We start from the raw sequence: 12,104 nt of genomic DNA on the forward strand, positions 1-12,104 counted from the left end.
TTTTCATTTTTGAATTTCAACAATAACTCGCCTGGCAAGTACACTGTAGTTGTTAGGATCGGAAGTAAGCGTATCTATACACTCTCCTTTCACGTTGATACGTTTGCTGTCAATTCCCTTCTTTTCAAGGTAAGCTGCCAACACCTCCGCACGCTGTAAAGAGATTTTTTGATTAATATCCGGATTACCCGTATGATCGGCATAACCCAAAAGAATGACTTTCAGATCAGGATACTTTTTTAGGGTTTCCACAATGCGGGATAATTCATTTTTGTATAAAGCTACATTCAGATAAGCCGATCCCCTCTTAAAGTAGACAGGAGGCAACTCATTGAATCCCAGCACCGGATTGGATTCCACTCTCTCTTTCGCATCCGTTTGCGCTTGCTGCAACTGCATATTTAAGGAAGCTATTTCCTGTTTCATCCGGTTCTTCTCTATCGAATCCTCCGTACAGCAAACAGGTGTGGGTAAGTTCACCGCGCGCTCCTCTATATATCTTACCGCAATATCTGTCACATGCTTTGAGGCATAAAGGACATTATCTTGTTTCTTCTTACCCACTTTCCATATCAAGGAAAGCCCGGCACTCGTCATAAAATGGTCTTTTGACTTGATAAGGGTCGACACACCATCCATCTTATTATTATTGACCCATATAATTCCCGTACGCAACTGTACGTCAAAAGCGCGTGAAATCTTGTAACGCAAAGAGAGATCTCCCCCTACCCCAAAGTTCCAGTCATCAGTCTTTTTGCCTGACAACGAGCTCTTATCCGCCTTATTTACTAACTCCGTAGAGAAACGTTGTGCATAGACAGCAGGACTCAGCAATACCGTCCAACGCCGGTTGCCCCGGTTGAGCCCAAAGAAGTTATTTACATTCAGATTCATCTGTAAGCCAAGATTGGTGAAGTGTACTTTCGAAAACACATCCTTATACTTCCAGGTAGTAAAGTCCTGCTTGGTATAATAAGTCATTCCGTCAGCACTCAGGAGGTAATCGGACGCATAAGATTTTGCGCCCATTCTGGTATATCCGGTCCGTGCGGATGCCTCTATACCTATCCACGAATTGATCTGATAGCCTGCAAATCCCCCAAACTGAGACCCGACATAAGTTTTATCTGCCGAAAATGAAGTAAAATCACCGAATAAAAAGGGAGTAGCATACTCTGCCCCGAAGTACCAATGGGAATACGATTTGAGAGGTTCATCGGCCCCAACCGATGTTTTTGTCTGGGCAAAGCCGTTACAAAACAGCAGAGACAAGAAAAGGAAAAGAATGACTCTTTTACATTCTGTTTCCATACAACAACGAATTTTTAACATAAGCTCCAATTTAAGAATTATTGTTTGTTTTCAGTTTCTTGCGAAGTTCGCAAGGTGTAAGTCCATATTGTGACCTACAAAATTTATTAAAGTGTGAAGGAGACGAAAACCCAAAGTCATCGATAATCTGGCTAAACTCATCACCATATACGGTAATGCGATAAATAATCCGTTGTGATTTCCGATTGAGGAGCCAACGATAAACCGATACTCCGAATTGCTCTTTAAATTTAACCCGGAAATTGGTGACCCCGTATCCTAACAGACTGGCCAACTCGCCTACATTTTTTGCACTGAGATAGTTTTCCAGTATCTGTTCTTTGAATTTGGATGACTGTTCCGTCAAAGAGCTGAATAAAATTGCAAGTTCTTGCTCATTATAAACAGAATTCAGAATATAAAACAGTTCCTGCCGTTTCGTTATATACAAAGAGACATCATCTAATTTCATCTCCAGATACAGCACCAGAAGCTGTAGAAAAGAGTTCAATGGCTCCGCGAATCTGAGTCCTGTACCTTTCAGAGCAGACTTGTCCTGAAAGGAAGCATAAGGCCTAAATGTCAGCAAATCATGTACAATTAAATCGCCGAATGCAAACAGAATGACTTGTGTATCTGAAAGCATCTCACAAACATGATCATTTTCTTTATCCCAAAAGAAGATATGCCGCTCGTCAATAATAGCTAATTCTTTCTCACCAGAAAAAACTTTCATAGTGCCACTCATGATAAAAATTAAAACATTGCTATCCATTTTCGGCAAATGGCTTCCTTGCACAATGGTTAAAAATCTAAATCCTGTTTGAAAGACCTGATTTTGCAGTAAATCAGAAGATAAATTGTCCAGTAAGGTTTTCATAGGTTTATGTATGTTGTAAAAAAAACAAAAGACACACTAACATCTTATTAATAAATAATACAAAGAAAACCCTTTGACAACTCAATCCGTTTATACATTTTATTTATTTTGTTATATATAATAACGAAATAAAATACTTTTTTTCATTTAAGTAAAATTGAGACATGGCATTCCTTATTTTCATAAAATCACCGCCTATCAGCCAACAGGTATTAATTTCTACTACGAAAGAATAAACTCCATACCAGTCCACAAATCTCTGATGATTAATTCGTATCTTTGTCCCCACGGAAAATCCGAATTTTATTAATAACATTATAAAGAACAGATGGAAACAGCAGAAAACAAGTACATCACTGTAGCTTACAAACTGTATACAACAGAAGATGGCAAAAGAGATTTAGTAGAAGAAGCAACAGCCGAACATCCCTTTCAGTTCATTTCCGGTTTGGGTACTACGCTTGAAGCTTTTGAATCACAGATAGCAAACCTCAATAAAGGAGATAAGTTTGAATTTACCATTCCTTTTGCCGAAGCTTACGGTGAATATGATGAAGAACATGTGATTGATCTTCCGAAAAACATCTTCGAGATTGACGGAAAATTCGATAACGAACATATCTATCCGGGAAATATCATCCCTCTGATGAATTCAGAAGGCCAGCGCCTGAACGGTAGCGTAGTTGAAGTAAAAGCTGACACTGTGGTAATGGATATGAACCATCCGTTGGCAGGTGAAGATTTGACTTTCGCGGGTGAAGTTGTTGAAAGCCGTCCGGCTACAAACGAAGAAATCCAGGAAATGGTTAAAATGATGACCGGTGAAGGTGGTTGCAGCTGCGGAAGTTGTGGTGACGGTTGCGGTGACGACTGCGGAGATAGCTGTGGAGACAGCTGCGGTTGCGGACATTGCCATTAATCGAGCGATTATCTATAAAATAAAAAACGGTGAACATACTGCACATGCATGGTATGTTCACCGTTTTATTATATCAAAATGTGTATAGCACACCTATTTCACGATCTCTATCAAAAAAGAGTCCTCACTGTATTCCTTACCATTCAAATAAAGTTTCTTATGTATCGTAGGATCCTGTTTCTTCCAGGTGATGTATAAGTCAAATTTCACCACGTCTTTTGTCCCGTCTCCCCAATGGATCGTAAAAGTCTCTCCCTTATATTGATGTTCCGGAGAAAACTCACCAAAAGAAAGAACACGCTTTTTCTCTTTACCCAGTAGCTCTTTTCTTAATCCTAAAGAGCGGGGCATATTAAACCGCGTATCCACAGAGTTTTCCAGCGGAAAGGTCTTACCTTCGTATTCCACCGTAATTTCATTAGCCAATAAATTTGATGAAACCTGCGGGTCCAACAGGTTAGCCCCGGCAGCATCCTTCACCGAAAAATAAATATTATAGTTTATGAAATCCCAGATATAATCCCCCGGGCCGTCCTCTTTCTCTTCTTCTCCATAACAACCGGTTGCCAGAAGCGGAAGCAACAGAAGCAACCATACAAAGTAATTTTTCATATATTCAGCATTAATAGTTCGTCATTCCGTCAAAGTTCTTTATATCAAGAAAATGAAAGAATTAGCCTTTTACTGCTTATCTTCTGATTTTTAACACATTGTTTAACATTAGCACCCTTTATGAGTCATAATATCAAGCACCACCTTATCTGTTTCATTCATCCCCTGAGATCCAATCCGCGTCAAATTGCGGATACTTTGATCAACATCTTCATCAATAATTCCTTCTACCGAAGTTACGCAGCGATTCTCCATAGCCATTACAGCGGACAACACAGCTGTTGACACTCCTGTCGTCACCTTCAAGGCACAGCTCGGTTTCGCACCGTCACATATCATTCCGGTCAGGTTGGCTATCATGTTTTGAACTGCAAAAGCCACTTGCTCATAACTGCCTCCCATCAACCAAGTGATTCCACAACTGGAACCGGTAGCAGCTACCACACAACCGCAAAGTGCAGAAAGACGTCCCAGACTTTGCTTAATATATATCACAGTCAAATGACTCATCATCAACGCACGGATCAGTTCCTCTTCCGGTTTTCCGTTTTCTTCGGCATAAACCACTACAGGCAATGTAGCGGAAATACCTTGATTACCACTACCCGAGTTACTCATAACAGGAATCATCGCTCCTGCCATGCGTGCATCACAAGCAGCCGATGTATACGAAAGAATATGTGAAAACACACTGTCGCCCATAATCTTATGTTCATAGGTTCCGCGAAGCATCTTGCCCAATGCGTGACCATAATCTCCCTGAAAAGACTGTTCGGCAGCTTTCTTGTTAAGTCTTGCCGTTTCAAGAATAAAACGGATTTCATCCAACGGAGCAGTCAGTGCAAAGTCATACACTTTCCGCAGAGTGAGTTCCAGTTCCTCTTCTTCCTCTTCTTCACCGGAAACCTGCTGTTTATTTAATAGTATTTCATCTCCTTTGGCTACATAAACAAATGTAGTATGTCCTCCGGAAATAATAGCTGTAGCCTGCTCTCCACCGGCTTCACACATCACCTCTATGTAAAGTTTCTCCGTAATGTTTTCCTTCAGCGAAATACAGATACGCTTTTCATCAATCAACTTCTTCCCTTCTTCCACGGCTTCCGGAGAGCTGTCTTTCAACACTTCAAGTTGATAATCCGACTTTCCGATCAACGCCCCCAGAGCCACTGCAATAGGCAACCCAATCATCCCCGTACCGGGAATTCCCACTCCCATCGCATTCTTCAGGATGTTAGCACTCAACAATACTTTTATTTTTTCCGGTTTAGCTCCTAAGGTTTCTGTAGCCTTTGCCACACACAGCGCAACTGCAATCGGCTCTGTACATCCGATAGCCGGAATCACCTCCCGCTGCACTAAAGCAATTATCTGTTTTCTTTCTGACTCAGTCATCTATTCAAGGTTTATATTTTGCACAAAAGTAGGAAATATACTCTTATAAACCATTCATTTAACTAAAGAATATCCCACCCGGACAAGTTAAGAGTTTTACAATCGGTTTACTGGTTATTTAAGAATTATCATGTATCTTTGTCTCTCAATTACAAATACTTAATAAAAAAGAGCAATGAATAAAGGATTTACACTAAAAGCCCTCTTTCTGTTATGTTTTCTTTTCTCGCAAACAGCCAAAGGGCAATCCTTCACTCCCGGAAAAATATGGCCGGACAATCATCAGGTCCATATCAACGCACATGGTGGAGGTATTTTGTACGATAACGGAACCTACTATTGGTTTGGCGAACACAAAACAGAAGGTGAAACCGGCAACGTTGCCAATGTAGGAGTGCATTGCTACTCTTCCGATAACCTATATCATTGGAATGATTGTGGAATAGCACTGTCAGTGATCGAAAATGACTCCGAACATATCATTTCTAAAGGATGTATCCTTGAGCGTCCCAAAGTCATATACAATCCTCACACTAAAAAATATGTCATGTGGTTCCATCTCGAGCCCAAAGGAGCCGGATATTCGGGAGCTTTAAGCGGAATCGCCGTAAGTGACCGGGTGACAGGTCCTTACACCTTCTTAAAAGCCGTCCGCCCCAATGCAGGTTCATGGCCTGTCAACGTACTGCCGGTCCATAAAACCGCCCGCAGACCTTCTATCGAAGAAGAACGTCAATGCACAGGTGGTAGTCTTCCTGCACATCCCGACAGCCTCAATATATTGGGACGCGATATGGAACGGGGACAGATGGCACGTGATATGAATCTGTTTGTCGATGATGACGGCAAAGCCTATCACATCTATTCTTCCGAAGAAAACAGCACCTTACATATTGCCGAACTTGATTCATCTTATACCGGCTATACAGGAAAGTACACCCGAATTTTTATCAACCGATTTATGGAGGCTCCCGCCATGTTTAAGAAGGATGGTAACTATTACCTTATCATGTCCGGATGTACCGGGTGGAGTCCTAATGCAGCACGGTCTGCAATAGCTTCCTCCATTTGGGGAGAATGGAAAGAATTAGGGAATCCCTGCGTAGGTCAGGATGCGGACCTGACTTTCCATTCGCAAAGTACTTATATTCTTCCGGTGCGGGGTAAGAAAGACCAATTTATATACATGGGCGACCGTTGGACACCCCAAAATGCAATAGACGGACGTTATATTTGGCTTCCAATTTATTTTGAAGGCGAAAAACCTGTTATCAAATGGAAAGATTCATGGACTTTAGACTAAAAACGCACCATTCTGAACATTATGACCGTTATAAAATGTTGTATTGTAGGGGTTCAAATGTATCTTTTCAAAAAAGAAACTTAACTTTGCAGCCAAGTTTACAAAAAATCAACTAAACTAAAAGGATTATTAATCAAAAACAGAATCGAATGAAATTAAAGAATCTGATAGCCTGTTTCTTTCTGGGCTTTATAATGGTTTCTTGCATACAAGACGAAGCACCTAATGCAGAAGCAGACATCATTGCATGCACTGTACCGGGTGATGTTCTCAATCGTGATCCCATCATCGAAAACAAGAAAGTTACATTAATTGTAAAAACAGGAACAGATATAACCGCATTAGCACCTAAGTTTACTTTGACTCCGGGAGCTTCTATTGTCCCTAATAGTGGAACTATACTTGATTTTACCACACCTCAATATTATGAAGTAACTTCTGAAGATGGAAAATGGAAGAAAAAATATGAAGTAGGAGTAACTTTCTCAGGTATTACTAACACAATGTATCACTTTGAGAATATTAAGTTCGACTCAGAGGGAAAATACCATATTTTCTACGAAACAGATGCACAAGGGAAAGAAACCATGACTTGGGCAAGTGGCAATGCCGGCTTTGCTTTTACCGGTGTAAAAGCAAAAGCAGAAGAATATCCAACAAGTCAAGCAAACAATGGCGTCGAAGGGAAATGCTTAAAACTAACAACTTGCGAAACAGGTTATTGGGGCTCGTTGCTTGGAATGCCAATTGCAGCGGGTAATCTATTCTTAGGTAGTTTTGAAGTAAAGCCTACCGATATTCTCCGTTCAACCAAATTCGGAACTCCTTTTTCAAATATTCCAACTTCAATTACCGGATATTATAAATATAAGGCAGGAAAGTCATTCCAAATAGATGGTAAACCTGTAGATAACAAAAAAGATATCTGTGATATTTATGCCGTATTTTATGAAACAGATGAAAAATTGTCTACACTTGACGGAACTAACGTATTGGCAGAAGATAATACTTATATCGTATCAGTAGCTCGGATTAAAGATGCAAAAGAAACTGATGAATGGATTAAGTTTGACTTACCATTTGAATATCGTACTGGTAAATCAGTAGATATGGAGAAACTCAAAGCTGGAAAATATAATTTAGCTATCGTATTTTCTTCAAGTATACGCGGAGATCATTTCGAAGGTGCTCCAGGAAGTACACTTTACATTGATGAGGTTCTATTAAATTTCACTAACAAGTAAAAATGAAAAAATGAAAAAGTATATACTTATAGGCCTGCTCGCTTTTATCGGCACAATCAACACTTTAAAAGCCCAAGAAGAACGGAATCATGGTATTATTTGGTCTGCACTACATGGGCTTGAATATGAAATAAAAGCAGGTTTCAACGTTGGAGGTGCTTCACCACTCCCATTACCTGCAGAAATACGTGCACTCACAGGGTATAGCCCTACTATATGCTTAGCTATAGAAGGCAATACAACCAAATGGTTTGGTAAAGACTCTAAATGGGGAATGACTTTAGGATTACGTCTTGAAACTAAAGGTATGGAAGCCAAAGCACGTGTAAAGAATTACAGTATGGAAATTATAGGGGATGGCGGCGAACTTTTAGCAGGCTACTGGACAGGAAAAGTAAAAACTAAATATAGAGGTTCTTATTTCTCAATTCCAGTAACAGCCGCTTATAAACTTAGCCAACGTGTTAGAATTAATGCCGGTCCTTATGTTTCATTTATGACCAGTGGTGACTTCAATGGACATGTGCATGATGGATATCTACGCAAAGACACCCCCACTGGAGAAAAAGCAGAATTCGAAGGAGATAAAATTGCTCCTTATGATTTCTCTAAGGACCTAAGCAATTTTCAATGGGGATTTCAAGCTGGTGCCGAATGGAAAGCATTCAAACATCTAAATGTATACGCAGATTTAGTCTGGGGATTAAATGATATCTTTAAAAAAGACTTCAAAACAATTACATTCAATATGTATCCCATATATCTAAATGTAGGATTTGGATATGCATTTTAATTAAAAAAGACATATTTCATTTTAGTAAGCTCGTATAAATCCTAATACCTTGGACTTTATACGAGTTTTTTATACAATAATATTCTAATACACTTCTTTGAAGACAAACTAACAACATACAGATAATATCACTTTAAAAAAGAAGCATAACAATAGATTCCACTGAATTCCAACAACCCAAACAATTAACAAAAAAGTCCTAAGCATTAATACTACATAATAAAAAAGGAGGATGGTTAAACGAGGGCACTGAAAAAGTGATCTTTTTTAGCATCCAATCCTTTTTTTAGAAATTCTTGGAAAAAGTTGCATGTCGAATGATGCATTTCATTCACATACAACTTTTTCTTATATTAAGGGTAATAACTCCACAATTTGCTTTATACAAGCCGTGTTTGTCTTCCACGGGCATGGATTACACTTACTTTAACTGAGTTTGAGTATTCTCTTGAGATTTGCTGCAAAAATAGCCATTGCTCCTTGCATTTTCATACATGACAGTCCGTAGGACTGCGCCCTGTCATATCCATATACCTGTTTCAGTTCCGCATTTTTAGCTTCAATCTTATAACGCTCGGCAGCCTTCTCTTTGAACCGTTCGGTTTGTTGAAACTCTATCTGTTGTTGCTGCTCATCGGTTTTTATGGGTACAGAATAGGTTTTAGATTTAGCTCCCGGCTTATAACATCCCTCCCGTTTTGAGCAGCATTGACACTTATGCACATCAAAATAATAAGTATACGCCTGATTCCATGCTCCATTCTTTCTCCCTTGTTTTGCCCTACGTATAGCTATATGGCCGGCAGGGCAAACAAACATGCCGGCATCCTTATTGTAATCAAACTTGCCTTCCTCCTTTCTGAAACCTTGGCTGATACTGGGATTCAATTTAGCTACCAACTCAAAGTGTTCATCACGAGATTTCTCCAGATTATCCTTTCCCGAATAAGCTGAATCACCAATCACTGTTTGTACATCGATACCATTCTTCCGGCTTTGTTCAATCAACGCGGGCAGCTGGGGACCGTCTCCCTTTTCACCCGAAGTTATGACAGCCGCTGTTATGATACGCTCCTCGGTCATTCCGATATGCGTCTTATACCCAAAGAAAGAACTTTCTTCCGATTTGTGCCCGATACGTGCATCCTCATCTTCAGAAACAGTGTAATGGTCGATGATATCATCCAATGTCTCTTTTAAGAGGTTCAGTTTTTCCTTTATTTGGGGAATGCAGACGAAGGTTTCCTGTTCTTTTAATGTATCAATCAGTGTTTGCATATAAGTCAGTTCATGTTCCAGAACGTCGTCAGGAAACGAGCTCATTATAAACAAAGGAAAAGTCTATCAGCGAGTTGATACGTCGAAGCAGGTTATCCTGAGGGATGATCAAATCATAAAGACTTGAATAATCACTAAAAGCCAAACGTTCTTGGGGTGCTAACATGGCGGTATTCTTTTGGTGACTCGAAGATACAAAAAAACGGTATAAATCCAGATTTTCTTGGATTTATACCGCCATTTTTTTATAGAAGGGAGACAGGAGGACTTTTTCAGTGCCCTCGGTTAAACCATCCTCCTTTTATCTATACAATTTATTTAGTTCCAACAAAAGTAACCTCTATTTTTTGAAGAACAGCTGAAATAGCCAAAGAGATATTACAGTTACTATCACTAACCTTTGAACCATCATCGAATTTCGCAGATAATCTCAAAAAGCCATATTTAATTGTTTTCAAAGTCAAATTTCCAGTAGCATCTTTTGAGGCCGTAATAACAACATCCGCTTTAGGATAACCAGAATAAGAAAAATCAGGAATTGTTAATGTCACAATATCACTTTCTGTCACAATTACATTCTGACCATCCTTCACAGTTGGGGTACCACCATCAACCGAAATCGTCAATCTACCAGTATAAGTACCAGCAGCATTTGCTGCAAACACACTTATCGTACAAAGTAACATTAATAAGGTAAATATCTTTTTCATTATTTATTGTTTTAACATTATATACTACAAACAATTTATTTAGCTAATAAATCCAACCCCAGATCAAAACCTGTTGTAGATGGCCAGTTCTGTGGTAATCCAATTAAAAGAATTATAGCCGCAGCTGCATCCTCTGGAATTATTTTCGCATCCATCATGATCTTCCACAACTTAAATAAATCTGATCCAGTACCAAATTCAGAAGAGTCAGCAGACATTTCTTTATCAACCATAATTGGGTCAAAAGCTGTTTTATCAAGATAAATATAAGTATGCCCCTTATCTGTGGTTTTTACATTCAAAGGTACACCATTATTCACCCAACTCAGCAACATTTCAAATGTCTCATCACTAATAGAACTCATATCAACCTTCAACATTGTACCTATTAGTTTCTTAACAGTAGCAGCATCACCATTTAAAATTTCAGAAATTATCGGAGCAAGCGATTCTGCATTACTACCCATTGCCTGAGAAATAATGGCAGGAACATTTAATTTCAAATACAGTTTATCATCTTTAGGAAACCAATAAGCTAAATTTTTAGGAGACTGCTGCCATCCATCAGTAGGAATTAATTTATTTAAAACATCAACTCCTGGTGCTCCACCACCAAAAATTAATCCCATTGCCCAACTTGGTTCAAAAGTTATAGAACCTGAAGAATATTTTGCAGAAATATTACCATCAGCTTCAAGAGTTACAGACTGCAAAACTTGAGGCAAAATTAGTCCACCAATAGTTCTGAGCACCGCAGGAAAGAAAGTAGAATAATATGCATCCTCAACCTCCCAGTTAGAATATAAAGAACTTGTTAATACAGAGTTAGGCATAGGTGTACCATCTACATCTAAGGTACCAAGAGTGTATTCTCCCAAAGTATATGTCTTAGCCCATCCTTTAGGATCATTCATTTTCACTTTCAAGTTCAAAGTCAACACTTTATCTTTGCGATAACCAGTATATTCTATAGTAGAACTATTTGTTTTGGTGCTTCCACTGAATCCTCCATTTGCTACTTGAACGCCAGTCAATGTAGTTTCTGTTTCTCCTGGGATAACGTCCTTCAAAAGGATACTTACATTATCACCATCTGTGGCATCAAACACTACTTCTTTACCTGTCAGTGCAGTTTCTCCATAAGTCAAAACTAAAGTTTCACCTTTGTAGGTTCCGATATAAAGACCGGCACCTGTTGCACTAACATTCAAGGCAACCTTACCTTCAGGTGTAATTGTACCATCAACTGTAACCTTTAACAATGGAGTCGGTTTAGCCGTTTCTCTTGTTACAGGTTTAGTCATAATATCTTTCGTCCCATTGAATTTGAAAGAGCCGTCAGCTTGTTTTTCCATTGCAACATCAACAGTTACATCACTATAACCATCAATCACATTTTTAAAACCTACTGTTGCAGACTGAAGACTTGTAGCTTCAAAGTTTACAGTTCCCGTGGTACTTGCTCCATTCAACTGGAAATCTACATTTTCTGCCTTAATTTCACCTTTAGGAAGTTCTTGCCAACTGTTATCATCATCGTCACTACAAGCAGTGAACAAGCTCACTGAACAAATCAGTGCGAAGAGATACAATAAATTTTTCTTCATAAATTAATCACGTTTAGTTAGTAATTTTTAATCTTTATTCTAAAACGGAGCA

11 protein-coding genes and 1 pseudogene are annotated in these 12,104 nt (G+C 39.1%); 4 read left to right on the forward strand and 8 right to left on the reverse strand.

Translation table 11 applies throughout. From position 1 onward, the window contains the following. Window positions 1-3 precede the first annotated feature (3 nt). Together G7Y45_RS19550 and G7Y45_RS19555 are read right to left on the reverse strand one after the other, a co-directional pair. Window positions 4-1,311 (reverse strand): OmpA family protein, encoded by a 1,308-nt coding sequence (locus tag G7Y45_RS19550; RefSeq protein ID WP_165016182.1) that lies wholly within the window; start codon window positions 1,309-1,311, stop codon window positions 4-6. A 31-nt stretch (window positions 1,312-1,342) separates the two neighbouring features. Continuing rightward, on the reverse strand, window positions 1,343-2,191 hold the full coding sequence (locus G7Y45_RS19555) for an AraC family transcriptional regulator (RefSeq protein WP_032531981.1): 849 nt from the start codon (window positions 2,189-2,191) through the stop codon (window positions 1,343-1,345). Window positions 2,192-2,519: 328 nt separating this feature from the next. Between G7Y45_RS19555 and G7Y45_RS19560 the strand changes: the two genes are divergently transcribed. Continuing rightward, the gene (locus G7Y45_RS19560; protein WP_005781304.1) at window positions 2,520-3,110 is read left to right on the forward strand and encodes a peptidylprolyl isomerase; all 591 of its coding nucleotides are present in this window, start codon (window positions 2,520-2,522) and stop codon (window positions 3,108-3,110) included. A 93-nt stretch (window positions 3,111-3,203) separates the two neighbouring features. On the opposite strand, the gene G7Y45_RS19565 is transcribed toward G7Y45_RS19560, so the two are convergent. After that, entirely contained in the window at window positions 3,204-3,722 is a 519-nt protein-coding gene (locus tag G7Y45_RS19565; RefSeq protein WP_005781307.1) for a hypothetical protein, read from the reverse strand. A gap of 108 nt (window positions 3,723-3,830) precedes the next feature. Then, window positions 3,831-5,117 carry a serine dehydratase subunit alpha family protein gene (locus G7Y45_RS19570; protein ID WP_005808324.1) on the reverse strand — a complete coding sequence of 429 codons (1,287 nt, stop codon included), beginning with the start codon at window positions 5,115-5,117 and terminating at the stop codon, window positions 3,831-3,833. 175 nt (window positions 5,118-5,292) lie between these two features. On the opposite strand from G7Y45_RS19570, the gene G7Y45_RS19575 reads away from it, so the two are divergent. From G7Y45_RS19575 to G7Y45_RS19585, 3 genes are all read left to right on the forward strand, one after another. Beyond that, window positions 5,293-6,420: a glycoside hydrolase family 43 protein gene (locus G7Y45_RS19575; RefSeq protein WP_032531982.1), complete on the forward strand. Its 1,128-nt coding sequence runs from the start codon at window positions 5,293-5,295 to the stop codon at window positions 6,418-6,420. A gap of 149 nt (window positions 6,421-6,569) precedes the next feature. Then, window positions 6,570-7,664 (forward strand): PCMD domain-containing protein, encoded by a 1,095-nt coding sequence (locus G7Y45_RS19580; RefSeq protein WP_005808332.1) that lies wholly within the window; start codon window positions 6,570-6,572, stop codon window positions 7,662-7,664. Between the two features lie 10 nt (window positions 7,665-7,674). Then, complete coding sequence (locus tag G7Y45_RS19585) at window positions 7,675-8,457, forward strand: porin family protein (protein WP_005781314.1); 783 nt, start codon at window positions 7,675-7,677, stop codon at window positions 8,455-8,457. Between the two features lie 426 nt (window positions 8,458-8,883). Here the strand turns inward: G7Y45_RS19585 and G7Y45_RS19590 are convergent. The 4 genes and pseudogenes from G7Y45_RS19590 to G7Y45_RS19600 all read right to left on the reverse strand — a co-directional run. Continuing rightward, window positions 8,884-9,765, reverse strand: a pseudogene (locus tag G7Y45_RS19590) (transposase); the annotation flags it as partial. Continuing rightward, window positions 9,764-9,901 carry a hypothetical protein gene (locus G7Y45_RS20190; RefSeq protein WP_005821669.1) on the reverse strand — a complete coding sequence of 46 codons (138 nt, stop codon included), beginning with the start codon at window positions 9,899-9,901 and terminating at the stop codon, window positions 9,764-9,766. The pseudogene G7Y45_RS19590 and the gene G7Y45_RS20190, both read right to left, overlap by 2 nt. 148 nt (window positions 9,902-10,049) lie before the next feature. Next, on the reverse strand, window positions 10,050-10,445 hold the full coding sequence (locus G7Y45_RS19595) for a calycin-like domain-containing protein (RefSeq protein WP_005781318.1): 396 nt from the start codon (window positions 10,443-10,445) through the stop codon (window positions 10,050-10,052). A 35-nt stretch (window positions 10,446-10,480) separates the two neighbouring features. Next, window positions 10,481-12,052: a DUF4925 domain-containing protein gene (locus G7Y45_RS19600; RefSeq protein ID WP_165016184.1), complete on the reverse strand. Its 1,572-nt coding sequence runs from the start codon at window positions 12,050-12,052 to the stop codon at window positions 10,481-10,483. Window positions 12,053-12,104: the final 52 nt, after the last annotated feature.

The sequence above is a fragment of the Bacteroides sp. ZJ-18 genome (assembly GCF_011038705.2).
Taxonomy (GTDB): Bacteria; Bacteroidota; Bacteroidia; order Bacteroidales; family Bacteroidaceae; genus Bacteroides; species Bacteroides hominis.